This window comes from Haladaptatus litoreus, assembly GCF_900156425.1.
Taxonomy (GTDB): Archaea; Halobacteriota; Halobacteria; order Halobacteriales; family Haladaptataceae; genus Haladaptatus; species Haladaptatus litoreus.
Map to the genome: position 1 here is coordinate 1774487 of NZ_FTNO01000001.1, position 22919 is coordinate 1797405.

The following is a 22919-nucleotide window of genomic DNA, read 5'->3' on the forward strand; positions in this document are numbered from 1 at the left end:
ACCCCACACAAGGCTATATTCTCTCGCGGCGTCCCTTTCGCATGAGCGTCACGGCCGACCTCTCGATTCTCGGCGAACAGTTCCTTCTCGGAACTGCCCTCCTCACCGACACGGACGTTCACGTCGAACTGGAACGAGTGGTTCCGGCATCGCGGCAGGTGCTTCCGTTTTTTTGGGCTATCGGCACCGATTTCGACGCCTTCGAGCAGGACGTACAGTCAAATCCAAACGTCGAACATCTCGTTTCGCTGGATAGAGTGGGAAACCGCGTGCTCTACCGAGTCGAGTGGAGCAAGGCCGTGGAAAGTCTCATCTACGGAATCGCGGAAGTCGGCGCGACCATCCTCGAAGCGCACGGCGACGACCTGTGGCGGTTTCGACTTCGGTTCAACGACCACGAATCGCTCTCAGAGTTTCAAACGTACTGCGACGAACACGACATCGACTTTCATCTCGACCGCGTTGCGACGGAAGCCGAAACCGAACGAAACGAGTTCGGGCTAACACCGGAACAACGGGAAGCCCTCCTGTTGGCCGTCGAACGCGGCTACTTCGATGTCCCACGCGGTGTCACGCTGGGAGAACTCGCCGACGAAATCGGCGTCTCACAGCAATCCGTCTCCGAGCGCGTTCGGCGCGGTGCTGGCGGCGTGCTCGAATCCGTCCTCTTCGAGACGAACGCGAATCGGGCATGACCCCATTAAAGTGGACTGTTATAACAGGCAGTGGCCCTATTCTCGCTACGCCATTGGTTTTGACTACGATGGCCGAAACACGAGACGACCAACGGGACGACCGAACCGCCGTTCGCAGGCGAACGGGGATTACATCCTCGTTTCGACGTGCGATACAGACGCTCGGATTGAACGCACTCCTTCGCCTTCCGCCGGAGGTGTACGACGCGCTGTCCTCGGAGCACCGACGCACCGTCATCGGCTACTTGCACGAAAACGACGGCAAGGCGACGATGGCGGAACTTGCGACTCATCTCGTAACCGCCGGTGTCGAATCGGACGAAAAACGGGCGCGGACGGCACTTCGGCACATCCACCTACCGAAACTCGCAGAAGGAGGGTTGGTGGAGTGGGTGCCGCACCGCGAAACCGTCGTCTTCGGGTGCCTGATGGGACAATAAAGATTAGCTAGAACTGATACCGGCGTTCGTCGTCGCGCTGCGGGTACTGCGTCGCGCCGGTCATCTCCTCGAACGTCATGCCCGAGAGATACTCGTCGTAGGTTACGTCGTAGGTGTTCCGCAGGTGGAAATCCAGTTTTCCGGTTTCGACCGTCGATTGGAACAGCAGGTGAACCGCGCGACGAACCAGTTCGTCTTCGTCCTCCGGGTCGAGGGACGCAGAGAGCATCGAGAGTTCGTTGCGCGTTTCCCGGTCGAGCGAGACGGAAAGTTCGGAATCGAGGTCGGAGTAGGCGGCTTTCACGTCGTCGTTCAGGTCGTCCAGACTCATGGACGGGTTGTGGGTCGGGCGTGGGATACGGTTTTCGTTCTCGATTCGCGTCAAAATTCCTCGTCGCAGTATCGACAGACGTTTCGGCTGGCGAAGTTGCGGGTCGCACAGTGCGGACAGATGATGTAGTGGTGAGATTGCGGACTCGACTGGCGCGCCGACCGCTTTCCGCGGCCTCGGTGGAGTGCAGTTCCGATTCCGGCGAGCATGAACGTCCCGCCCAGCGCAATCCACGCGGTCGGACTCCGGAAAAAGACGAACGGCGAAACCGGGACGACGATAATTCCGACGCCGACGAGAAACAGTGTGGAGGGCCGGACGCGCATTTTCCGGAGATTGCAACGAACGGGCAATAAGCCTTCAGGTTGTTCGATTGTGTGTGCTGTGCGATGGCATAGGTCAAATCGATTGCTCTGAGACGGTCTTCTTGAATCGCTACCGGTAAACCGAACCCACACAAAGCCTCGACAATGACCGACACGTCGTGGTCGCTCCCGGACGACGGAGAAGCGGTGCGCGATGCCCTCGTTTCGTGGTACGAGGACGACCACCGAAGTTTTCCGTGGCGCGAGACGGACGACCCCTACGCCATCCTCGTCTCCGAAGTGATGAGCCAACAGACGCAACTCGGGCGCGTCGTGACCGCGTGGGAAGCCTTCCTCGACCGCTGGCCGAGCGCAGAAGCCCTCGCGGAGGCAGACCGCTCGGACGTAGTCGGCTTCTGGACGAGTCACAGCCTCGGCTACAACAACCGGGCGAAATACCTCCACGAGTCGGCAAAGCAGGTCACCACGGAGTACGACGGCGAATTTCCGAAGACGCCCGAAGAACTCCAAAATTTGCAGGGCGTCGGCCCATACACCGCGAACGCAGTCGCCTCGTTCGCGTTCAACAACGGAAACGCGGTGGTCGATACGAACGTCAAGCGCGTTCTCTATCGCGCCTTCGATATACCGGACGACGACACCGCGTTCGAGGAAGCTGCCGCCGCCCTCATGCCGGACGGCGAATCGCGCGTCTGGAACAACGCCATCATGGAACTCGGCGGTGTCGCCTGCAAGAAAACACCGTCCTGCGATGCGGCGGGATGCCCGTGGCGCGAATGGTGTCACGCCTACGAAATCGGCGATTTCACGGCCCCCGACGTACCCACGCAACCGAAATTCGACGGCTCGCGTAGACAGTTCCGCGGGCGCGTCATCTCGATTTTGAAGGAGTACGACGAACTCCCGCTGTCGAAACTCGGCCCCCGCGTCCGAGTCGATTACGGCGGAGAATATGGTGAAGGGTGGCTTCGTGAGTTGTGTTCGGATTTGGCTGAGGATGGGCTAGTGGAGTTGGAGAGTGAGAGGAGCGACGAAGGGAAAAACTGGGTAGTGCGACTGAGACAATAGAAACCTCGAATCGTCGAACGACCGACTCGACTACAATCTATTTCTTCTTTCCGACCCATTTCATCTCATGCCCAACCAACCACACATCGTTGCGATTTGCGGCAGTCTCCGGGACGAAAGCGCGACGCGCGTCGCGCTTTCTCGCGCACTCTCCGGCGTCGAAGAGGCAGGCGGAACCGGCGAACTCCTCGATTTGCGGGAGTTCGACCTGCCGCTGTACGACGCGGACGACCGACTGGCGGGCGATGCGGTGGAACTCAAACGTCGCGTGCGCGAGGCGGACGCGGTCATCCTCGGGACGCCGATGTACCACGGGTCGTACTCCTCGCCGCTGAAGACGGCCCTCGACTACTGCGGATTCGACGAGTTCGAACAGAAGACGGTCGGTCTGCTCGCAGTTTCGGGCGGGCGATTCCCGATTACCGCGATGGACCACCTCCGGTCGGTGTGTCGGTCGCTCGATGCGTGGGTGTTGCCCTACGAGGCCGCCGTGCCGCGGGCACACAGCGCGGTGCGGAACGGGAAATTCACCGACGACGAACTGGCAGAGCGGGTGGCGACGCTCGGTGGACAAGTCGTTCGGTACTGCAAAATCGAACCGTGCCCGGCGAGTTTCGAGAGCGAGGAAAATATCGGCGCGGTCGATTGAATGAGCAATCCTTTTGAAGTCGGATTGAGCGCAGTTCGGATATGCACAAAATCACGAACAGCGGGTGGGTCGAGGTAATCACCGGCTGTATGTTCTCCGGAAAAACCGAGGAACTGCTCCGTCGGCTTCGTCGCGCGGAAATCGCGGGCCAAGAAGTTGCCGTGTTCAAACCGGCGCTGGACGACCGGTACGGCGAGGACACTGTCGGTTCACACGACGGCGCGTCGTGGGACGCGACGGTCGTCGAACCGGACGACGAGGGCGTTTGGGAGATTCCCGAGAGACTGAACGGCGAGCAGGTCGTCGCCATCGACGAAGCGAACTTCTTCTCCGCGGAACTCGTCTCTGTCTGCGAACAGTTGGCCGAGGACGAACGTCGCGTCGTCATCAGCGGAACCGACCAGACGTTCCGAGCCGAACCGTTCGACCCGCTTCCCCAACTCATCTCGGTGTCGGAGTACGTCGAAAAACTGCAAGCAATCTGTGCGAAATGTGGCGAACCCGCGACGCGGAATCAGCGACTCATCGACGGCGAACCGGCACACGTAGACGACCCGACGATTTTGGTGGGGGCACAGGAATCCTACGAAGCGCGGTGTCGGAACTGTCATACCCTCCGAAGTGACTAAGAAAAACTGTGACACAGTGGGTCGAAAATCCGGCGGGAGGGCGTGACCGAGGGCCGCAGGCAATCGTCCGTGCGTGGGTCGAAGTGATGGTGCGGCCCAGACGATTTTTCAACGTCGGTGTCGCGCCCGGCGACCAAGCGCCGGGACTGGTGTTCGGTGTGCTCGTCACGCTCATCGAGGTTTCCTCTCGGATAGCGTTCGGTGGGGTGTCCGTCGGCGACTCCCTGCTCTCGAAACTGTTCGCGCTAATCGTGGTCGGCCTGTTCATCGCGCCTGCCGCCCTCCATCTGACGGCGGCGCTTCAGACGGTCATTCTGATGGCGTTGGTTCCCGACCGCGGCGGAATCAGCGAAACTGTACAAGTCATCGGCTACGCAGTTGCTCCCTGCCTGCTCGCCGGACTGCCGTTCCCGAAAGTACGGGCGGCTTGCACGCTGTACGGCGCGATACTGCTTGCTGTCGGGACGAGCGAGGTGCACGACACCTCGCTCGTCCGTGCGGCCGTCGTCACCGCGATTCCGTCCGCGCTCGTGTTCGGCTATGGGTTTCGCGGGTTCGATGCCTTCGCAACCGTCTTCCCCTCCCTCGCGGGCGTCGTCCCGTGGTAATTAAGCCAAGGGGGGCGTATCGCAGGTATGCTCAACCTGCGTATGGACAATTTCATGGTCGAGTTGAAAGACGGGTCGCTGAAAAACGTCGGGCCGACGAATAAAAAAGGGACGGCGAAACTGTTCAACGTCGAATCGGCAGAAGCACGCGAGTTCGGCGACAAGCGCGTCAAACTCGTGTTCGAGGACGAAGACGGAAACGAGGTACAGGTCGCCCTGTTTCCCGATCACGTCCGGAAAATCGCGGGCGAGATCGAAAATCTCGAAGAAGACAGTCCTGTTTTCGAGTAAGCGAAAAACGAAACCCTGTTTCGGCGTGTTTTTTCGTGTTGCAGTGCCTTCGAAACGTTAGCGACCCTATAATAATATCATGGTATGTAGTATCATGATGTGGCGAGCATGTCCACGATTACCGACCCAGAGACAAAGACTGTCCGGACGAGCGACGAGGAAGCGAAGTCGTCCGACCACTCGCTTTCGACCCCGATTCAGCGTATCGGTTTTTGGACGGCCGTCGCACTTCCATTCCTGTATATGCCCCTGCTGGCAACCGGCCTCAACACGCCCGGCCAGTTACAGACGTTTCTCATACTGGTCGCGATAAATATGACTGCACTCCTCATCGGACATCGACACCGCGAAAAGGCTTAACAGGTCACTAATCAGAACGGTAGATGTTAGCATTAACCATGTCATTTGCCTTAGTGAGAGTATAACTATGCCATTTCGTCCCGCATGAAACGGTATGTCCCAGTCAGCCATGTCCGTCGGATGCCCGCACTGCGGAACGGCATCCGCGGTCGAACTAGCGACCACCGATGGGGCCGAACACGCAAACCAAGAACGCCTCAAAGGAAGACGAGTGGACTGTCAGCACTGCGGCGACGACTTCTCGTTTTACTACTACTGACCCCCGTTCGTCCGAAACAGATAGGGTCGAATGTTCGCCGGGATTTCGACAACCGTTTTAGGCCGGAACTATTTTGTCCCAGTATAAATGGGTAACTGCGTCATTTGCGGAACGTCTGTCGACGGCCCAATTTGTTCGAGCCACGAGCAGGACGTTCTCTTCGAATTCGAAGGAAACCACCCGCAGCAACTCTCTGTGGGTCGATACTACAAAGGTACGGTCGATGGCTTCGCCGACTTCGGCGTCTTCATTGACATCGGTAAAAACGTCACCGGCCTCCTCCACAAAAGCGAACTGAACCAGCGACTCGAAAGTATCGACTGGAACTCGGGCGACACCGTTTTCATCCAAGTTCTCGGCGTCCGTGACAACGGCAACGTCGACCTCGGGTCGTCCATCCGCCAGTCGGAACGCGAGTTCCGCGGCAAACTGATTCAGGACGCCGAAAACACGTACCTTCCCGACGAATCCGAAACCGAACGAACGGAACAGGACGACTCAGAGCAGTCGAACCAACAGTCACGAACCGAATCGAGCGAAGCGAACGAAGAGAAAGAACAGGAAGAAAACGAGACACCCGAACCCGCACCAACCACTGACGGGTCGGGAAACGCGGTCGGTAGCGCGACAGTCTCCGAACACAAAGAACCGTTGGAGCGCGTCACCATCGACAGCCTGAGCGACCGAGTCGGCGAACGCGTCCGAATCGAAGGCGAAATCGTCGGCGCGAGTCAGACCAGCGGCCCGACCGTCTTCGAACTGCGCGACGAAACCGCCGTCGTGGACTGTGCCGCGTTCAAAGAGGCTGGCGTCCGCGCGTACCCCGAAGTAGACACAGGCGACGTCGTCCGCCTCGTCGGCGACGTCGAACTCCGTAACAACGAACTGCAAGTCGAAACCGAACAACTCGACGCGCTCAGCGACGAGGAAGAGGACGCCGTCGTCACCCGACTCGCCGAAGCGCTGGAAGACGAAGCACGCCCGGCGGACGTTGATTTGCTCGCCGAGGACTCCGTCGTCTCCGCGATTCACGACGACATCACGGACGCCGCCGGTGCGATTCGCCGCGCCGTCATCGAGTCTCGTCCGGTCATCGTTCGACACAACGCGAGCGCCGAAGGCTACGTGGCCGGTGCCGCGCTCGAACGCGCGGTGCTTCCGCTGGTGCGCGAAGAACACGCCCGAAGCGACGCCCAGTACCACTACTTCGACCGCCGACCGCTCGAAGACGGCCAGTACGACATGCAAGACGCGACGAAAGACGCGACGAACATGCTCGACAACCGCGAGCGCCACGACGAGAAACTCCCCCTCTTCGTTCTCGTGGATGCCGGAAGTACGGTCGAATCCAGTGACGGACTCGACCTGCTCGACATCTACGGTGCGCCACACGTCGTCATCGACACGCAGTATCCCGACGACGACGTTGCGGAGACGGCGGAAGTCGTCGTCAACTCACATCTCGGCGATTCGGACGAGGACGTCGCGGCAGGCGTCCTCGGTGCGAACGTCGCGGCCCACATCAACGACGACGTGCGCGAAGACGTCTCGCACCTTCCAGCAGTGAGCTACTGGGAAGATACGCCGTCCGAGTACGTCGAACTCGCGGAAGAAGCAGGCTACGACGAAGACCACGTCACGGCCCTGCGCGAGGCAGTCGCGCTGGAAGCCTACTACCAGTCCTACGAGGACAAGCGCGAACTCATCACCGACCTGCTGTTCGAGCACGCGAAACGCGACCTCGCCGAGCACATTAGCGAGCAGTTCCGCACGAAACTCGAAAACGAACTGGACACCGCCGAACCGAACCTCTCGGTTCGCGGCGCGAACGGCGTGACCTTCACCGTCCTCGACACGGACGCTTACACGCACCGATTCGACTTCCCGCCGACGGCGGTTCTCCTCGATGCGCTCCACCGACACGACATCACGGGACGCCCCGGCGGCCAGAACGTCACCCTCGGCCTCGCGGACGACGAAATCCACATCCGAAGCGATGTCGGCATCAACGTCCGCGATATCGAGGACGAAGTCCGCGAACGCGCGCCTGACGCCGGAATCGTCGCTGTCGGCACCCGCAACGGTAAGTTCGAGTTCCTCCGCGGCGAGCGCGAGGCCGCACTCGACGCCGTCATCGAGTCGGTTAGCGAACACCTGAACTAGACGCGCAAGAACTCGTTTTTCATCAGTTTTGTTTTCGATAGCTTCGTCGTTCGATTCGATGATTTCGTACGACTGCTCATACTGTTCTTTCTGAAGTGACGCTCGCTGATGCTAGGCGCAAGCCAGCATCAACGACGGTCACACCAGTAAAATAAGTTTCAGCAACTCGGACGAATCTCTTTTGTCAAACTCCAAGTGCTAGTCGTAGACGACACGCTTATCCGGGGCAAACGACCAAATACCACGTAATGAGTACCGAGACGCCGGACGCCACGGAAACGGAGGCGTTCGAGCAGGTCTGCGAGGCGCTCGTAGAGCGCATCCTCGCGGGCGACATCGAGCGCGACGACGTGGAGAGTGCAAAACTCCAAGCCTGCTCCGAGTTCTCCGCCGCGAAAGTGCCGAAGAACTCGGAGATTCTGGACTACGCGCCGAACGACCAACGCGAAGAGTTGGAGGCAGTGCTGCAGCGCAAACCCGTCAGGACCGCGTCCGGCGTCTCCCCGGTTGCGATTATGACCAGCCCACACCAGTGCCCGCACGGGAAATGTCTCTACTGTCCCGGCGGCCCGTCCTCGGAGTTCTCCTCCTCACAGAGCTATACGGGCCACGAACCGGCGGCGGCGCGCGGTGTCCAGAACGATTACGACCCTTACGGGCAAGTCACCTTGCGACTGGAGCAGATGCGCGAAATCGGCCACCCCGTCGATAAAGTCGAACTCATCCTGATGGGTGGTACGATGACCGCCCGGAGCCACGACTATCAGGAGTGGTTCGTCAAGCGCGCGCTGGAGGCGATGAACGACTACGACGTGGATAAGGAACCCGAACCGGCGGAAGGCGTGAGTTTCGCGCAGGATTTCGACGAATACGAGTTTTCGTATTTGGAGGACGTTATCGCCGAAAACGAAACGAACGACGTGCGCAACATTGGAACGACGTTCGAGACGAAACCCGACTGGTGTGACCCAGAGCAAATCGAACGGATGCTCGATTTGGGCGGCACGAAAGTCGAAGTCGGAGTCCAGACCACCTACGAGCGAATCAACCGCGAGATGCACCGCGGCCACGGCGCGCAGGCCTCCATCGAGGCGAACCAGCGACTCCGCGACTCGGCGTTCAAGGTCGGCTTCCACATGATGCCCGGGCAACCCGGCATGTCCAAAGAGATGTGCGTGGAGGACTTCCGGCGCATCTTCGAGGACGAAAAGTGGAAACCGGACTACCTCAAGATCTACCCGACGCTGGTCGTTCGCGGCACCGCCACCTACGACTGGTGGTATCAGGACGAGTACGAACCCCTCCGAAACGAGGAGGCCGCGGAAATCGTCGCGGAAATCAAGTCCATGATTCCGCGCTACGTCCGCCTTCAGCGCGTTCAGCGCGACATCCCCGCGGACTTCATCGACGCCGGGGTGTGGAAGTCCAACCTCCGCCAACTCGCCCGGAAGAAGATGGACGAACACGGGTGGACGTGTGACTGCATCCGATGCCGTGAAGTCGGCATGAACGACGAGGAACCCGAAAACGTCGAGATGGACGTGCTGACCTACGAGGCGGGCGGCGGCACGGAACATTTCATCAGCTTCGAGGACTTCGACAAGGACTTGCTCGTCGGCTTCTGTCGTCTGCGATTCCCCGGCGACCCGGTTCGCCGGGAACTCGACAACGCCGCACTCATCCGCGAACTCCACGTTTACGGAAGCGAGGTGTCCGTCGGGTCGGAAAGCGAGGACACCCAGCACCAACACCGCGGATACGGTCGCCGACTGATGGAGAAAGCAGAAGACCTCGCCCGAGACGCAGGCTACGAGAAACTCAGCGTCATCTCCGGCATCGGCGCGCGCGAGTACTACCGGAACAAACTGGGCTACCATCAGGATGGTCCCTACGTGAGTAAACTAATCTGAGGGCAGGATACGGGCGAGCGAGTGACCCGTCATCAGCAATCGGAGTCATGCCAATTTTGCTTTCGTCCTAGGTTCTATTCTCATCGAACAATATCGACACATCACCTCTCGAACACCGCGTCTCGGGTTGCACAGATTTATAAGTGAGAAGCAAAAAGTTGGGGATGCCGATACGCGACGCTTTTCTCGTCGTCTGTCGGCATATCGGGACTGTGCGCCTCGTCGCGTGGGCACACTGGTCGGAACCCACCGGCTTCCGGAAGCCACACCCCAACCCCCCCTCGTCTCCAGTCGTCTTCCACTCTTCGCAAACCAAAATCGAAACACCATCTTCGAGAGTAGCTCTGCCCACTTTTTCGAATCGTCGATTGTAGCCAGACGAGACAGCTCAGTTCGAAGCCCGAAGAAACGACCTGACGAAAATCAGGATACCGAACACGGCAAACGCGAGGAAAATTATCGTATTTGTATCTAACCCGCTGAAGGCGACGACAAGGTAGCTGATTATTGCTCCAACAAGTGCCAGAGCGAACGTAGACAGGATATTCCGATTCATACAGTCACGTCGTATCGCCACGCTACTAAAACCGGGAGAATCGCGGTTCGAGATGAAGTAGCGTCGTCACTCGAAAACGGTGGATAAAAAACGAACAGTCGGCTTCGTCGTTTACTCTTCTTCAGTCTTGATGTCCGCCGACAGACCTTGGGCCATCTGGATGTCCTTCGAGTTGTTGAGCGTCCACGCCGTGCGCTCCGTCACTGCCTCGATGGCTTCGCGGGCGCTCGGGTAGCCGTTGCCCGACTTCTTCACGCCGCCGAACGGCAGTTGAACCTCCGCGCCGATGCACGGGAGGTTGCCGTAGGCGAGTCCGATTTCCGCATTGTCGCGGAAGTAGTTGACTTGGCGGTAATCCTCGCTGATGATTGCGCCAGCTAGTCCGTATGGCGTGTCGTTGTGGATTTCGACTGCGTCCTCGATGTCACCCGAGTAGCTCATGAGGGCGACGTGCGGGCCGAACACTTCCTCGTGGATACAGCGCAGGTCGGGGCTGTAGTCGATTTCGTAGACGAACGGGCCGACCCAGTAGCCGTCCTCGTGACCGTCCGGAATCTCCTCTGCGTCGAGTTCTTCGCGGTCAACCAGCACGTCTGCGCCTTCGTCCTTGGCGAGTTGGTTGTACTTGCCGAACTTCTCGACCTGTTCTTCGTTGACCATCGGTCCCATGAAGGTGTCTTCCTCCAGCGGGTTGCCGACGGAGACGTTCTTTGCGAGTTCGACGTAGCGCTCTTTGAACTCGTCGTACACGTCTTCGTGAACGATGAGGCGCTCGGAGGAGACACAGCGCTGGCCCGTCGTCTTGAACGAGGACATGATGGCGCTGTGAACCGCGATGTCGAGGTCTGCGTTTTCGGTGATGACGATGCCGTTTTTGCCACCCATCTCACAGGCCGCGAGTTTGCCGGGTTCGCCGCCGACCTTGCCCGCGATTTTGTGACCGACTTCCGAGGAACCGGTGAACAGGACGGTGTCCACGCGGTCGTCCTCGACAATGGTGTTTCCGGCGTCGCCGAAGCCTTGTACCATGTTGAACACGCCTTCCGGAACACCGGCGTCCTCGAACATCTCCGCGATGATTTGGCCACACCACGGGGTCTGCTCTGCTGGTTTCCAGACGACGGTGTTCCCTTCGACCAGTGCGAGTGCCATGTGCCAGAACGGGATGGCGACCGGGAAGTTCCACGGGGTGATGCAACCGATAATTCCTCGCGGCTTCCGGCGCATGTAGGCGTCTTTCGCGCCGATTTCGCTCGGAACCACGTCGCCGTGCGGGTGGCGGGCGTTACCTGCGGCCCATTCGACCATGTGCGCCGCCTCGACCACGTCGGCTTTGCCTTCGGAGATTTCCTTGCCGCACTCCTTCGTGATGACTTCGCCGAGTTCGTCGGTTCGCTCTTTCAGTTCGTGGTAGATGTCCCAGAGGTGTTCCGCGCGGTCGATGTACGAGAGGCTCGCCCAGTCGTCTTCGGCCTCCGCTGCGGCGTCAAGCGCGGCGTCGATATCCGCGGGGGTTCCGCGGTGGAACTCGCCGAGCGACTCCTTCGTCGCCGGGTTGACGCTCTCGAACGTCTCGTCGCCCTCGCCCTCTGTCCACTCGCCACCGATGTAGTGGCTGTAAACCTGCTCGCTAGCTTGTTGACTCATGTCTTCGGGCGAAAGTCGAACGGGTACGCTAAAAAAGACTCCCAATTCGGAGCGACCGTTCTCCTATTTTCTTTCCACCGTCACTTACTCGTCATCTCCGTGCCAGTAATCCACTTCCGCATCGAGCGGGAAATAACCGCTCAGGGTTCGTCCTTCGTGGTCACCCGGGGCAGACCCCGCGAACACGCCGAACTTTCCAGAGTCGGGATACACCGAAACGTCCGGTTCGCGCATGGTCGAAAAACAGAGGTAGCGAAGTTCGTCGTCGGAGTCGTTGACAACCCGCCGGGCGTACTCCTCGCCGACCGGAAACGCGACGTAATCACCTGCCTCAAGAGCCTCCTCGTCGTCCTCGATTCGAAGCGTGCCCTCGCCGTCGAGGACGAAAATCGCTTCTTCGTTTCCAGTGTGGTAGTGATAGGGCCACGATTTCTTGCCCGGCGGGAGTTCGTAGAGACTACAACCCAACTGCTCGCCGCCGGATTCCGCTCCCAACTGCTTGCGCCGAATTTGAAAGACGTCTCCGTGCGATTTTTCGTCCCAATCGAGATTCGATTCGTTGACGACTCGCGGTCGCTCGTCGTTCATACGTTTTCGTCACCGACTGCGGAAAAGAGCATTCCGACCGTGCAAAGGTTGGCCGAACGACTCGTCAGCCGATTTCCTTGTCTTCAGCGTCGGCCAGCTTTTCGATTTCGCCTTTCACCGTGGCTGCGTCGAAATCGTGGTCGGGCCGCATGTTCACGAAGTCGAGGAAGTTCCGGGCGGCGAGCAGTTCCTCGGCGGAATAATGCTCACGGGCGGCCATCACGGCGTCACGAGCGCCGATGAGAGGTGTGAGCGACGCCAATGCGCAGGCGAGGTCGTATGACCTCGCCTCGTTGATTCGTTCTTCTTTGACGCTCGTCGCGTCGATGAAGTAGATTTCGTCGTTCGCGACGAGCACGTTTTCACCCCGCAAATCTCCGTGCGCGAGATTGTTGTCGTGCATGCGCGAAAGATAATGGAACAGTGCTGGGGCGTGTTCGTGCATTCGTTCGTCCGTCATCTGTTCGAACGTTTCGAACTCCGGCAGATACTCCATCACCAGCACGCCGAGTCCGTCGTATTCGAACGCTTCAATCGGTGCGGGAACGTTCAACCCGATTTCGCGCATCTTCTTCGTCGCTTCGAGTTCGTGGTCTGCCATCTCGTCCGGCCCGGCGAAGTGCTCGAAAAATCCTTCCGTGCCGCTGGAAAACGCCCCCAAATTTCGGGCGCTGGTAAAGAGCGCGTGAACGAGCGAGTTCTGGTCGGACGTGATTTTGACGAACCACTGGTCGTCCACGACGCAGGGCGTCGAGAGCCAGTTGTCGGCGTCGATGAACTCGACTCGAACCTCGTCGCGGTCGTACCGCTCCGCTATTTCGCGGATAACCGCTTCGATGCGAGGCCACTCTATCGTGCCACGAACCAGTCGCCGAATACCCATCAGTGGTTGGTTGGTCCCCATGATTGATAAACTCTCTCGCCGCAAGATTCCAGATTTTATGGGGCAATTTCTGCGGTTTCAGCAAATGAAAGCGGATGCTTTGTTTTTCGGTGTCTTCGGGAACGAAGCGACCGAATGCTCGCAACATCTCCGATGTTGCAGTGTCCTCACGAGCGAAGCGAGTGAGGGCTCGCCATGACGGAGTCATGGCGGTGTCTTTATACTCCGACCTGCGCAAATTTTGCGCATGGATTTCAACCTCCCCGACGAACACAGGATGGTACGGGACACCGTTCGGGAGTTCTGCGACGAAGAAATCGAGCCGATTGCACAGGAAATCGAGAGCGAACACCGATTCCCCGACGAGATTTTCGACCAACTCGCCGACCTCGACATGATGGGCGTCCCCGTCAGCGAGGAGTACGGCGGACTTGGCGGCGACCAGTTGATGTACGCCCTCGTCACCGAGGAACTTGGTCGCGTCTCCGGTTCCATCGGTCTCTCCTACGCCGCACACATTTCGCTCGCCTCGAAACCGCTCGAACTATTCGGCACGAAAGCACAGAAAGAGCGCTGGCTTACGCCGCTCGCGGAAGGCGACTACCTCGGTTCGTGGGCGCTCACCGAACCCGGTTCCGGGTCGGACGCCAGCGACATGGACACCACCGCGGAAAAGGACGGCGACGAGTGGGTGCTCAACGGAACGAAGCAGTTCATCACCAACGCCAACGTCGCGGGGAGCGTCCTCGTGAAAGCCGTCACGGACTCCGACGCGGGCTACGGCGGCATTTCGACGTTCATCGTTGACCCCGAAGAGGACGACGGCTTCGAGGTCACGACCGTCTGGGACAAGATGGGACTCAACGCCTCGCCGACCTGTGAGATTCAGCTTTCGGACGTGCGACTCGCCGAAGACCGCTTGCTCGGCGAAGAGGGCGAGGGCTGGGAGCAGACGAAGAAAACACTGGACGGCGGGCGAATCTCCATCGCCGCGCTCTCGACAGGTATCGCACAGGGCGCGTTCGAAGCGGCCCACGCCTACAGCCAAGAGCGCGAACAGTTCGGCAAGCCGATTTCGAAGTTCGACGCCATCCGGAACAAAATCGTGGACATGGATCGGAAAATCGAACGCTCGCGCCTGCTGACCCACAAGGCCGCCTGTAAGTACGACGAAGGCTACTCCGTCTCCCACGAGAGCGCGCTGGCGAAACTCGACGCCAGCGAGTCGGCCCGCAAAGTTTCGGAGGACGCGGTGCAGGTGCTCGGCGGCTACGGCTACACCGAGGATTTCGCTCCACAGCGATTCCTGCGCGATGCTAAGTTGATGGAAATCGGTGAGGGAACGAGCGAGATTCAGCACTTGGTTATCGGTCGGGAACTGGGACTGTAAGCAGTAGCGAATCCTTTCTACGATTAAAACTGATTTCAGTACGTCGGACTCTCCTCTCGTTCACCATCTCGCTTGTTCACCACGCGCGCGAGGATGAACAGCGCATCCGACAGTCGATTCAGATAGGTCACGGCATCCTCGTTGATGTCCTCTTCGCTCGCCAGCGCGACTGCTCGGCGCTCGGCGCGCCGACAGACAGCGCGGGCGTGGTGCAGATTCGCCCCCGATTCGCTTCCACCGGGGAGGATGAACGAGGTGAGCGGCTCTAGCTCCTCGTCGTGGGCGTCCATCCACGATTCGAGCAGGTCGGCGTGTTCCGCGCCGACCTGCGGGTCGTCCTCGTCGGGTTCCGGATTCGCAAAATCGGCCTGCACGATGTGGAGGTGATTCTGAATCTCGCGGAGTTGGTCGTCCACGTCGTCGTGGCCAGTGGGTCGGCATCGTCCGATGAGGGCGTTCACTTCGTCAACCGTACCGTAGGCTTCGATTCGCGGGCTGGCTTTCGAGACGCGGGACATATTTTGCAGGTCGGTCTGGCCCGCGTCGCCGCGCCCGGTGTAGATTTTCATGCGAGCGACTGCTCCACGTACTCCACGATTTTCTCGCTTTCTGCCATCGTGACGCCCGAATCCTCGTTGACGAGGACGGGCACACCGCGCTGACCGCTGACGCGTTTTACCTCGTTTCGCTTCGAGTGCAGGGCTTCGACCCATTCGGTTTCGTACTCGATTCCCTCGTCGTCGAGTGCATCGTGGACTTTCTCGCAGTACGGACAGCCGTCGAGCGAGTACAGCGTTATCGAAGGCATGGGAGGGACATGGGGCGCGAGCGTAAAGTAAGCTCCCGTCCCGGATGGTACTCCCGTCGTTTTGATGATTACCTGTACAGTATTTCGCCACTCGCGTCGTACCCGTTTTATGGAACCACAGCGAACCCGACCGAAAACCGAGGGAAGTTACGGGATCCCCGACGACGAAGACGGTCTGCTTTCGTGGGCGTTCGTTCGGGAGAAGATGGCGGACGACGAAACCTACTGGGTGACGACCACGCTCCCGGACGGTCGCCCGCACGCTAGACCGGTGTGGGGCGTTTGGGTGGACGACACGTTTCACTGTGGCGGTGGGGAGAAAACCCGTTGGGTGCGGAATCTGGCGGTGAATCCCGAACTCGTCGTCCACCGCGAGAGTGGCACGGAAGTCGTCATCATCGAAGGTGTCGCGAAGCGAATCGAGGAACCGAACTCCGAACTCGCGCAACGACTCGATTCGGCCTACGAGGGAAAGTACGGGATTCAGCACGGAACGCCCTTCTTCGCGGTTCGCCCCGAGACGGTGCTGGCGTGGAGCGACTATCCGGAGGATGCGACTCGGTGGCGGTTCGACTGATGCAGCATATTTTGTATAGCGGCATAGAATTCATTTTCCCGTTTCGTGTGGCGATACCCAGCCACGGGTTGATACTTTCTCGGAGCGAACAGCTAGCATGACCCGCGCGCAGGAGTTGGCGGAGTACCTCGCGGGAACTGAATCACTGGCAATCATTTGCCACGACAATCCGGACCCGGACTGCATCGCCAGTGCGCTCGCGCTTTCGGCAATCGCCGAGTGGTGTGGGGTAGCGGACACGGAGCTGTTTTACGGGGGAATGATTTCCCATCAGCAAAATCGCGCGTTCGTCAACTTACTCCATCTCAATTTGGAACACGCAGAGGAGTTCGTCCGAGGTGACTTCGACAAAGTAGCATTCGTAGACCACGCGACACCCGCGGGACATACGGAACTCGAATCCGTCGAGCCGGACATCGTCATCGACCACCATTCGACCGAGGCACCGGAATGTGATTTCGTTGACCTCCGCGACGAATATGGTGCAACGGCGTCCATCCTCGTGGAGTATTTCCGCGAACTCGACATCAAAATGAACGTCCAGTTGGGATCTGCACTACTGTTTGCCCTCCATCGTGAACGAATCGACTACATTCGCGGGCCGACGACACACGAATACGAGGCTGCACTGTACGTCTACGGCCACGCCGACCTCGAACTGCTCGAACGGCTGTACGGTGCTGCGTTCTCCCCCTCGACAGTAGACGCGATTAGCGAAGCCATCCGAAACCGAGTTCAACGTGGGGCGACCCTCGCCACCTCTGCTGGTCGAACCACCGAGCGGGATGCCCTCGCACAGGCCGCGGACTACCTGTTGAACGTCGAAGGCGTGGATACGGTACTCGTGTTCGGGGTCGTAGACAGCGCAGTCGAGATGAGCGCGCGTTCCATCGACCCCCGCGTACACGCGGGAAACGTCCTCCAACAGGCGTTCGCCGACGTGGGGAGTGCCGGGGGACACGCTGACATGGCTGGCGCGCAAATTCCGCTCGGGTTGTTCGCCGATTCGGACGCCGACGACGAGGAACTCGTGGATTTCGCCTCCCGACGAGTCGTCCACCGGTTTTTCGACGCGCTCCATCTCGAACGCGGCGAGGAGTAAGCGGTCGAAACCAGTATCTTAAACTGCGCCAATCACGGAGAGGGGAACATGAGCCTCGAAATTCAACACGACTGTCCCGAATGCGAGGGTGAACAGACGTTCTGGCGCAGTGCGAGTACGACCCTCCATCTCGGCGAGAAAACGAAATGGCGCTGTTCGGAATGTGATTTCGGCATCGTTCGCATCAACGGCGACATCGACTCCGCATCCGCATAGGGAAATTTGCCGGTTTTCGGAAGGTTTGACCGTGAGTGACAACGATGAGCAAAATCTCTTTTCGAGTGTAGTAAACCATATTCCGATATATCAAAGTCAGGTGGCCGGAAAACAGGCGGGTATGGATTGTCATCTGGATTTGCCGGTGGTCAATGTGAAACGGTTTTTCGACGCGTTCGAAAAGCTATTAGTAAATCGCCATTTATCGCGGGTGATGGACAGGAAGTCACCGCGAAAACGTGCAGACGTTACCGACCCTCGTGAAGAGTACGAGGATTTGATTATCGAATGGGAAAAAGAGCAGGTCAGCGTCGGAGATTTTTCTGATGCTCGTGAGATGGAGGCATTTCTATCGAGATGGGTCGCTGTCGGTGCTGTCTTTGATGAAAACGGTCGCATCCTCCTCGCATACAACGAGAACGACGAGCAGTGGTTGCTTCCGGGAGGGTCACTCCAGCCACACGAATCGCTTCGGGAAGGCTTGGTTCGTGAAGTCCACGAGGAAACCGGAATTACGGCAGCTCCAGTACGGCCGCGCGCAATCAAAGGGTGGGTAATTCAGTATGAAGACGAACAAACCGGATTTAACATCGTATTTTCGAAGCGCAAGCAGTAACGACCGAAATCGGTGACGACCTCGGAAAAGAAGGAGAGCCAATCAGTGATGCAGACTGGTTCGAATCCCTTCCAGAAACTGTTTTTCAGCGGGAACTGGCAGAACAGGTGTTAGAGGACGTACGTGGGTGACAATGACGTTCTCGATTCGAGGCAATCGTGCCGAAAACAGTGGCACCACCTATCGTTGCAGTGCGTACCCATCGCCGTCTGAAGTCCCCTCGTTGTAACATCTATTTGTTTCCCACACTCGGTTCCACAGACGTTCGGTAACTCGTGCGGAATAAATCGAGTTCGACAGAAAAAGAACGTCTCGAACTTACTCGTCCAGTTTCTGCCACGAAAGCCGCAGATTCCGCGCGGCGCTCGCTTGGTCGATTCGCTTCGCAGTCGTCTTCTGTGGAGCGGATTCCAGTGTTCCGTCGTCCTCACCCGCAACCGCGTTGAACGCCTCCGCGAGTTGGTCTAAGGTTTCGCGGTTCTCGATTTCCGTCGGTTCGGTCATCAGAGCCTCCGAGACGATTTCGGGCCACTTCGTCGTCGGCGGGTGGACGCCGTAATCGAGCATTCGCTTCGCCACGTCTGCGGCGTCTTGGTCGCCTGCGCTGGCCACGAACTCGTGGTGGAACGGGCTGAACGGAACCTCGTACTCGATTTGTGATGCGAGGTAGTTCGCGTTGAGAACTGCCTTCGCGCTGGCGTCGTTCAGCCCTTCGTCGCCGAGTCGGGCGATGTAGGCGTAGGTTTTGACCAGCACGAGCCAGTTGCCCGTGAAGCCGTGAACTTTCCCGATGGTCTGTTCGGGGTCGAACCGTTCGTACCGATTGTCGGTCTTTTCGACCCGCGGCGCGGGGAGGAACTCGGCCAACTTCTCGACGACGCCGATTGGGCCAGCACCCGGGCCGCCCCCGCCGTGCGGCGTGGCGAACGTCTTGTGGACATTGTAGTGCATGATGTCGAAGCCCATGTCGCCGGGGCGGGCACGCCCGAGCAGGGCATTCAGGTTCGCGCCGTCGTAGTAGAGCAGACCGCCCGCTTCGTGGACGGTTTCCGCGATTTCCTCGATGTCGCGCTCGAACAGCCCGAGCGTGTTCGGATTGGTGAGCATGAACAGCGCAGTGCTGTCGCCGACGGCGGCGGAGAGGGCGTCCAAATCGACGCGCCCGTCCTCCCCGCTCGGCAGTTCGACCACGTCGTACCCGCCAAGTGCGGCACTGGCGGGGTTGGTTCCGTGGGCGCTGTCGGGAACGATGATTTCGGTTCGCTGGTCGTCCTCGCCGTTCGCCTCGTGGAAGGCTTTGGCGACGAGGATTCCGGTGAATTCACCCGCCGCGCCCGCTGGAGGCTGAAGGCTGACGGCGTCCATGCCGCCGATTCTGGCGAGGTAGTCCTGCAAGCCGTGCATGAGTTCGAGGGTTCCCTGCACGCTCTCTTCGGAGCGGTCGGGGTGGATGCTCGCACCCGGAAGCGCGGCCACGTCCTCGGTGAACTTCGGATTGTACTTCATCGTGCAGGAACCGAGCGGATACGGCCCGCTGTCGATGCCGTAGTTCATCTGACTGAGTCGCGTGTAGTGACGCGCCAGTTCGGGTTCCGAGAGGTCGGGCAGTTCGAGACTGTCGCGGGTCAACTCGTCCGGCAGAGACGAGTTGACTTCGACTTCATTGCCGTCCTTTTCCGAAAGCAGCGGTTCGTACAGGTCGTCTTCCTCGCGTTCCCATTTTGCTTGCGTGTAGTTCATCGTGCCACCTCCTGAAACAGCGTGACGAACTCGCCGACGGCGTGTTCGTTCACGTCGGTTACGCAGACCTGTACCTCGTGTTCGCCGACTTCGTGAACCGCGAAGCCGCGTTCTTCCAAGTCAGCTACGATTGGCGGCGCGGGTTGGTCGGTGTGCGCGACGAACTCGCGGAAGTGGTGCCGGTCGTGAACCGGGGCCTGCACGCCGCGGATGTCGTCCAGTTTTTCGGCGAGGTCGTCGGCCAGTGTGACGCAGTTTTCGGCCAGTTCGACCAATCCGGACGACCCGAGGTAGGCGATGTGAATTGCGGTTCGGAGCGCGACCCACGCCTGATTCGTGCAGATGTTGGAGGTCGCGCGCTCTCTGCGGATGTGCTGTTCGCGGGTCTGGAGCGTGAGCGTGAACGCGCGGTTTTCGTCCTCGTCCTCGCTGACGCCGACCAATCGCCCCGGAACCTGTCGAACGAACTCCTCGCGCGTTGCGAACAGGCCGAGTCCCATTCCGTAACTCGCAGGTAGGCCGAGGGTTCCGGCGTCGCCGACGACCACGTCGGCACCGACATCGGCGGGTTTCTGTAGGAGGGAAAGTGCGACGGGGTCGGAACCGAGACAGAACAGCGCGTCGTGGTCGTGCGCGAGGTCGCCGATTTCCGTGAGATTTTCTTCGATGGTTCCTCTCGTCGTCGGATTTTCGGCGTACACCATCACCACGTCCTCGTCTATCGACTCGGACAGGGCGTTCACATCGACGTTGCCATCGTCGGTGCCGAACTCCTCCACCACGAGTCCCGGCCCTTCGGTATAGTTTTCGAGAACGCTCTTTCTCCCCGAGAGGAGATAGTCCGGGACGAGCACTTTGTTTCCGCTGGTCTGTCGAACGCGCGAGGCTAACAGGGCCGATTCGGCCAGTGCCGTCGCGTGGTCGTACATCGAGGCGTTAGCGATTTCCAGTCCCGTCAGTTCGACCAGCATCGACTGATATTCGAACAGTGCTTGCAAAAATCCCTGCGTGACTTCGGGTTGATACTGCGTGTACGAGGTCAGAAACTCGGAGCGGTCGGCGATGTGGTCAACCAGCGACGGAACGTAGTGGCTGTACTGTCCCCGTCCAAGGAACTCCGTCAGGTTCCGGTTTTTTCCCAGAATCCGCTGTAACTCGCGTCGAGTCGCCTGTTCCGACCGTCGTTCGATGCCGAACTCCCCGTCGAATCGAACCGATTCGGGAATGTCGAAGAGGGCTTCGACACTCTCGACGCCGACCGCGTCGAGCATCGCCATCGTTTCCTCGGCCGTGTGCGGTGCGTACGGACTCCCCGTACTCGCATTGCCTCCGGTCATTGCCTTCGGCTAGGGAGCGCACCCTTTTAATATGGGAGGAAAGCGGATGCCCGTGTTGCATAGGTGTGGATATCTCTGTGCGATTGATGGGATAAAAAGCGGAAAAGTATGCACGACAGAGCAGATTATATTCGTATTCCGTGCGGGAGCGTCTCACAGTTGGTGGTCGCAGTTGCTACAAGTCGAAGACCGAAATGGACGGGAAAGGAAAGCAGACCGTTACTCGATTTGGTCGCGGTACTCGTCCGCGGACAGCAGGTTGTCGAGTTCGCTCTCGTCGTCCACTTCGACTTCGAGCATCCACCCGTCGCCGAACGGATCTTCGTTGACCAGTTCGGGCGTGCTTTCTAACTCGTCGTTGATGTCCGTGACGGTGCCGGAAACCGGCGAGTAGAGGTCGGAAACTGCTTTGATGCTTTCCACCACGCCGAACTCGTCGCCCTGCGCGAGTTCGTCGCCCTCGCTGGGGAGTTCGACGAAAACGACGTCGCCCAGTTCGTCCTGTGCGAAGTCCGAGATGCCGATTGTTGCGGTTCCGTCGGTCACGCTGACCCACTCGTGCGATTCGAGATAGTTACAGTTTTCAGGTACTTCGAAGCTCATTATTTGTCTTTCAGGAAGGGTGTGCTCTCAATCTTTGCTTTCTTCGACCGTCCGCGCACCATCACGCGGATGACGGTTCCGGGGTCTGCATAGTCGGTCGGGACGTAGCCTAAGCCGATTGGTTCGGAAAGCGTGGGACTCATCGTCCCGCTCGTAACCGTCCCGATGATGGTGTCGTCAGTGTTGGTGATGTCGTAGCCGTGGCGCGGAACGCCTCGGTCGATGAGTCGGAAGCCGACGAACGTCTCCTCGACGCCTTCTTCTTTCGCGCGTTCGAGTGCGTCGCGTCCCACGAACTCCGTATCGAGTTTCACCGTGAAACTTACTTTGGCCTCGTAGGGGTTGCGCGGGTCGTTCTCGTGGTTGAAATCCTGTCCAGACAACAGGAATCCCATCTCGGTGCGAAGCGTGTCGCGCGACCCGAGTCCACAGGGTTGACAGTCGAAGGCATCCCAGACGGTTTCGGCGTCGTCCCACGGGCAGATGAGTTCGAACCCGTCTTCTCCCGTGTAACCGGTGCGTGCAATCCAACATCGAACTCCCGCGACGGTCGCGTACATCGCCTCGAACTTCGAGAGGTCGGTGACGGATTCCTCGGTCGCCTCACCAACGGCGTCGGCCGCATCCGGGCCTTGTACCGCGTACATGGCGTAGTCGTCGGTGGCGTTGCGGATTTCCGCGTCGAGGTCCCACTGGTTTCGAAACCGCTTCCACCGGTCGTGCATCTGCTCGCCGTGTCCCGCGTTCGGGATGAACAGATAGTCCGACTCGTCGTCTTCGGGGAGTCGGTAGACGACGGTGTCGTCGATGATGATTCCATCCTCGTCGGTAATCATCGAGTACTGGGAGTCGCCCGCGGACAACTGCGTCACGTCGTTCGTCGTCAGTCGCTGCATGAGCTGTTCGGCATCCGGCCCGCTGACTTCGATTTCCCCCATGTGGGAGACGTCGAAGATGCCGACGGAGTCACGAACGCTCAGGTGTTCTTCTTTTATCGAATCGAACTCGACAGGCATGTCCCACCCGCCAAACTCGGTAAACGTCGCGCCCCGCTCATCGTGATGGTCGCGCAACGGCGGTTTCCGAAGGGGCATACCTGAACTGTCGAAGCGAGGTAAGTAATGTTT

27 protein-coding genes are annotated in these 22919 nt (G+C 59.3%); 16 read left to right on the forward strand and 11 right to left on the reverse strand.

Going from position 1 to position 22919, the window contains the following annotated elements; translation table 11 throughout:
* The first annotated feature begins 41 nt into the window (after positions 1–41).
* Together BW974_RS09340 and BW974_RS09345 are read left to right on the forward strand one after the other, a co-directional pair.
* Positions 42–695, forward strand: coding sequence for a helix-turn-helix domain-containing protein (locus BW974_RS09340; protein WP_076429863.1), 654 nt, complete (start codon positions 42–44; stop codon positions 693–695).
* A gap of 68 nt (positions 696–763) precedes the next feature.
* The gene (locus BW974_RS09345) at positions 764–1135 is read left to right on the forward strand and encodes a DUF7344 domain-containing protein (RefSeq protein ID WP_076429864.1); all 372 of its coding nucleotides are present in this window, start codon (positions 764–766) and stop codon (positions 1133–1135) included.
* A gap of 7 nt (positions 1136–1142) precedes the next feature.
* Here the strand turns inward: BW974_RS09345 and BW974_RS09350 are convergent, their stop codons facing one another.
* Positions 1143–1466 carry a ribbon-helix-helix protein gene (locus BW974_RS09350; RefSeq protein WP_076430326.1) on the reverse strand — a complete coding sequence of 108 codons (324 nt, stop codon included), beginning with the start codon at positions 1464–1466 and terminating at the stop codon, positions 1143–1145.
* Positions 1467–1516: 50 nt separating this feature from the next.
* Entirely contained in the window at positions 1517–1792 is a 276-nt protein-coding gene (locus BW974_RS09355) for a hypothetical protein (RefSeq protein WP_076429865.1), read from the reverse strand.
* A gap of 144 nt (positions 1793–1936) precedes the next feature.
* Here BW974_RS09355 and BW974_RS09360 point away from each other — a divergent pair, with 144 nt between their 5' ends.
* The 9 genes from BW974_RS09360 (at position 1937) to BW974_RS09395 (ending at position 9729) form a co-directional block, all read left to right on the forward strand.
* Complete coding sequence (locus BW974_RS09360) at positions 1937–2860, forward strand: HhH-GPD family protein (RefSeq protein WP_076429866.1); 924 nt, start codon at positions 1937–1939, stop codon at positions 2858–2860.
* A gap of 67 nt (positions 2861–2927) precedes the next feature.
* Positions 2928–3509 carry an NADPH-dependent FMN reductase gene (locus BW974_RS09365; RefSeq protein ID WP_076429867.1) on the forward strand — a complete coding sequence of 194 codons (582 nt, stop codon included), beginning with the start codon at positions 2928–2930 and terminating at the stop codon, positions 3507–3509.
* 41 nt (positions 3510–3550) lie between these two features.
* On the forward strand, positions 3551–4138 hold the full coding sequence (locus BW974_RS09370; RefSeq protein WP_076429868.1) for a thymidine kinase: 588 nt from the start codon (positions 3551–3553) through the stop codon (positions 4136–4138).
* A gap of 8 nt (positions 4139–4146) precedes the next feature.
* Positions 4147–4746, forward strand: coding sequence for a YIP1 family protein (locus BW974_RS09375; protein WP_076429869.1), 600 nt, complete (start codon positions 4147–4149; stop codon positions 4744–4746).
* A 27-nt stretch (positions 4747–4773) separates the two neighbouring features.
* A complete protein-coding gene (locus tag BW974_RS09380; protein ID WP_076429870.1) occupies positions 4774–5037 on the forward strand; it encodes a hypothetical protein in 264 nt (87 codons plus the stop codon).
* Positions 5038–5145: 108 nt separating this feature from the next.
* Positions 5146–5397 carry a DUF8028 family protein gene (locus tag BW974_RS09385; protein WP_076429871.1) on the forward strand — a complete coding sequence of 84 codons (252 nt, stop codon included), beginning with the start codon at positions 5146–5148 and terminating at the stop codon, positions 5395–5397.
* 94 nt (positions 5398–5491) lie between these two features.
* Positions 5492–5656: a hypothetical protein gene (locus BW974_RS25555; RefSeq protein ID WP_175609655.1), complete on the forward strand. Its 165-nt coding sequence runs from the start codon at positions 5492–5494 to the stop codon at positions 5654–5656.
* Positions 5657–5743: 87 nt separating this feature from the next.
* Positions 5744–7819 carry a DHH family phosphoesterase gene (locus BW974_RS09390; protein WP_076429872.1) on the forward strand — a complete coding sequence of 692 codons (2076 nt, stop codon included), beginning with the start codon at positions 5744–5746 and terminating at the stop codon, positions 7817–7819.
* Positions 7820–8067: 248 nt separating this feature from the next.
* Entirely contained in the window at positions 8068–9729 is a 1662-nt protein-coding gene (locus tag BW974_RS09395) for a tRNA uridine(34) 5-carboxymethylaminomethyl modification radical SAM/GNAT enzyme Elp3 (RefSeq protein ID WP_076429873.1), read from the forward strand.
* 667 nt (positions 9730–10396) lie between these two features.
* Here the strand turns inward: BW974_RS09395 and BW974_RS09400 are convergent.
* The 3 genes from BW974_RS09400 to BW974_RS09410 all read right to left on the reverse strand — a co-directional run bounded on the left by BW974_RS09400 (position 10397) and on the right by BW974_RS09410 (position 13403).
* Complete coding sequence (locus tag BW974_RS09400; RefSeq protein ID WP_076429874.1) at positions 10397–11932, reverse strand: aldehyde dehydrogenase family protein; 1536 nt, start codon at positions 11930–11932, stop codon at positions 10397–10399.
* Between the two features lie 84 nt (positions 11933–12016).
* On the reverse strand, positions 12017–12520 hold the full coding sequence (locus BW974_RS09405; protein ID WP_076429875.1) for a cupin domain-containing protein: 504 nt from the start codon (positions 12518–12520) through the stop codon (positions 12017–12019).
* A gap of 64 nt (positions 12521–12584) precedes the next feature.
* Positions 12585–13403: an RIO1 family regulatory kinase/ATPase domain-containing protein gene (locus tag BW974_RS09410; protein WP_076429876.1), complete on the reverse strand. Its 819-nt coding sequence runs from the start codon at positions 13401–13403 to the stop codon at positions 12585–12587.
* Between the two features lie 247 nt (positions 13404–13650).
* On the opposite strand from BW974_RS09410, the gene BW974_RS09415 reads away from it, so the two are divergent.
* Positions 13651–14793, forward strand: a complete 1143-nt coding sequence (locus BW974_RS09415) for an acyl-CoA dehydrogenase family protein (protein ID WP_076429877.1) — start codon at positions 13651–13653, stop codon at positions 14791–14793.
* Positions 14794–14828: 35 nt separating this feature from the next.
* Here BW974_RS09415 and BW974_RS09420 read toward each other — a convergent pair whose 3' ends face one another.
* The gene (locus tag BW974_RS09420) at positions 14829–15362 is read right to left on the reverse strand and encodes a cob(I)yrinic acid a,c-diamide adenosyltransferase (RefSeq protein WP_076429878.1); all 534 of its coding nucleotides are present in this window, start codon (positions 15360–15362) and stop codon (positions 14829–14831) included.
* A complete protein-coding gene (locus tag BW974_RS09425; protein WP_049969981.1) occupies positions 15359–15601 on the reverse strand; it encodes a glutaredoxin family protein in 243 nt (80 codons plus the stop codon). Before BW974_RS09425 ends, BW974_RS09420 begins: the two co-directional genes overlap by 4 nt.
* Before the next feature lie 109 nt (positions 15602–15710).
* On the opposite strand from BW974_RS09425, the gene BW974_RS09430 reads away from it, so the two are divergent.
* The 4 genes from BW974_RS09430 to BW974_RS09440 all read left to right on the forward strand — a co-directional run bounded on the left by BW974_RS09430 (position 15711) and on the right by BW974_RS09440 (position 18112).
* Entirely contained in the window at positions 15711–16178 is a 468-nt protein-coding gene (locus tag BW974_RS09430) for a pyridoxamine 5'-phosphate oxidase family protein (protein ID WP_076429879.1), read from the forward strand.
* A gap of 97 nt (positions 16179–16275) precedes the next feature.
* Positions 16276–17280, forward strand: coding sequence for a DHH family phosphoesterase (locus BW974_RS09435; protein WP_076429880.1), 1005 nt, complete (start codon positions 16276–16278; stop codon positions 17278–17280).
* Positions 17281–17328: 48 nt separating this feature from the next.
* Positions 17329–17496, forward strand: a complete 168-nt coding sequence (locus tag BW974_RS25560; protein ID WP_162833845.1) for a DUF7838 family putative zinc beta-ribbon protein — start codon at positions 17329–17331, stop codon at positions 17494–17496.
* Positions 17497–17710: 214 nt separating this feature from the next.
* Positions 17711–18112 (forward strand): NUDIX hydrolase, encoded by a 402-nt coding sequence (locus BW974_RS09440; RefSeq protein WP_175609656.1) that lies wholly within the window; start codon positions 17711–17713, stop codon positions 18110–18112.
* Between the two features lie 318 nt (positions 18113–18430).
* Here the strand turns inward: BW974_RS09440 and gcvPB are convergent, their stop codons facing one another.
* The 4 genes from gcvPB to gcvT all read right to left on the reverse strand — a co-directional run bounded on the left by gcvPB (position 18431) and on the right by gcvT (position 22886).
* Entirely contained in the window at positions 18431–19852 is a 1422-nt protein-coding gene (gcvPB, locus tag BW974_RS09445) for an aminomethyl-transferring glycine dehydrogenase subunit GcvPB (protein ID WP_076429882.1), read from the reverse strand.
* Positions 19849–21189, reverse strand: a complete 1341-nt coding sequence (gcvPA, locus tag BW974_RS09450) for an aminomethyl-transferring glycine dehydrogenase subunit GcvPA (protein WP_076429883.1) — start codon at positions 21187–21189, stop codon at positions 19849–19851. The genes gcvPB and gcvPA overlap by 4 nt, the downstream gene beginning before the upstream one ends.
* Before the next feature lie 219 nt (positions 21190–21408).
* Positions 21409–21792 carry a glycine cleavage system protein GcvH gene (gene gcvH, locus BW974_RS09455; RefSeq protein WP_076429884.1) on the reverse strand — a complete coding sequence of 128 codons (384 nt, stop codon included), beginning with the start codon at positions 21790–21792 and terminating at the stop codon, positions 21409–21411.
* Entirely contained in the window at positions 21792–22886 is a 1095-nt protein-coding gene (gene gcvT, locus BW974_RS09460; RefSeq protein WP_076429885.1) for a glycine cleavage system aminomethyltransferase GcvT, read from the reverse strand. The genes gcvH and gcvT overlap by 1 nt, the downstream gene beginning before the upstream one ends.
* Positions 22887–22919 lie beyond the last annotated feature (33 nt).

Coding starts and splice junctions, on each gene's coding strand:
- BW974_RS09340 (WP_076429863.1), top strand. CDS start 42: ATGAGCGTCACGGCCGACCTCTCGATTCTCGGCGAACAGTTCCTTCTC.
- BW974_RS09345 (WP_076429864.1), top strand. CDS start 764: ATGGCCGAAACACGAGACGACCAACGGGACGACCGAACCGCCGTTCGC.
- BW974_RS09350 (WP_076430326.1), bottom strand. CDS start 1,466: ATGAGTCTGGACGACCTGAACGACGACGTGAAAGCCGCCTACTCCGAC.
- BW974_RS09355 (WP_076429865.1), bottom strand. CDS start 1,792: ATGCGCGTCCGGCCCTCCACACTGTTTCTCGTCGGCGTCGGAATTATC.
- BW974_RS09360 (WP_076429866.1), top strand. CDS start 1,937: ATGACCGACACGTCGTGGTCGCTCCCGGACGACGGAGAAGCGGTGCGC.
- BW974_RS09365 (WP_076429867.1), top strand. CDS start 2,928: ATGCCCAACCAACCACACATCGTTGCGATTTGCGGCAGTCTCCGGGAC.
- BW974_RS09370 (WP_076429868.1), top strand. CDS start 3,551: ATGCACAAAATCACGAACAGCGGGTGGGTCGAGGTAATCACCGGCTGT.
- BW974_RS09380 (WP_076429870.1), top strand. CDS start 4,774: ATGCTCAACCTGCGTATGGACAATTTCATGGTCGAGTTGAAAGACGGG.
- BW974_RS09385 (WP_076429871.1), top strand. CDS start 5,146: ATGTCCACGATTACCGACCCAGAGACAAAGACTGTCCGGACGAGCGAC.
- BW974_RS25555 (WP_175609655.1), top strand. CDS start 5,492: ATGTCCCAGTCAGCCATGTCCGTCGGATGCCCGCACTGCGGAACGGCA.
- BW974_RS09390 (WP_076429872.1), top strand. CDS start 5,744: ATGGGTAACTGCGTCATTTGCGGAACGTCTGTCGACGGCCCAATTTGT.
- BW974_RS09395 (WP_076429873.1), top strand. CDS start 8,068: ATGAGTACCGAGACGCCGGACGCCACGGAAACGGAGGCGTTCGAGCAG.
- BW974_RS09400 (WP_076429874.1), bottom strand. CDS start 11,932: ATGAGTCAACAAGCTAGCGAGCAGGTTTACAGCCACTACATCGGTGGC.
- BW974_RS09405 (WP_076429875.1), bottom strand. CDS start 12,520: ATGAACGACGAGCGACCGCGAGTCGTCAACGAATCGAATCTCGATTGG.
- BW974_RS09410 (WP_076429876.1), bottom strand. CDS start 13,403: ATGGGTATTCGGCGACTGGTTCGTGGCACGATAGAGTGGCCTCGCATC.
- BW974_RS09415 (WP_076429877.1), top strand. CDS start 13,651: ATGGATTTCAACCTCCCCGACGAACACAGGATGGTACGGGACACCGTT.
- BW974_RS09420 (WP_076429878.1), bottom strand. CDS start 15,362: ATGAAAATCTACACCGGGCGCGGCGACGCGGGCCAGACCGACCTGCAA.
- BW974_RS09425 (WP_049969981.1), bottom strand. CDS start 15,601: ATGCCTTCGATAACGCTGTACTCGCTCGACGGCTGTCCGTACTGCGAG.
- BW974_RS09430 (WP_076429879.1), top strand. CDS start 15,711: ATGGAACCACAGCGAACCCGACCGAAAACCGAGGGAAGTTACGGGATC.
- BW974_RS09435 (WP_076429880.1), top strand. CDS start 16,276: ATGACCCGCGCGCAGGAGTTGGCGGAGTACCTCGCGGGAACTGAATCA.
- BW974_RS25560 (WP_162833845.1), top strand. CDS start 17,329: ATGAGCCTCGAAATTCAACACGACTGTCCCGAATGCGAGGGTGAACAG.
- BW974_RS09440 (WP_175609656.1), top strand. CDS start 17,711: ATGGACAGGAAGTCACCGCGAAAACGTGCAGACGTTACCGACCCTCGT.
- gcvPB (WP_076429882.1), bottom strand. CDS start 19,852: ATGAACTACACGCAAGCAAAATGGGAACGCGAGGAAGACGACCTGTAC.
- gcvPA (WP_076429883.1), bottom strand. CDS start 21,189: ATGACCGGAGGCAATGCGAGTACGGGGAGTCCGTACGCACCGCACACG.
- gcvH (WP_076429884.1), bottom strand. CDS start 21,792: ATGAGCTTCGAAGTACCTGAAAACTGTAACTATCTCGAATCGCACGAG.
- gcvT (WP_076429885.1), bottom strand. CDS start 22,886: ATGCCCCTTCGGAAACCGCCGTTGCGCGACCATCACGATGAGCGGGGC.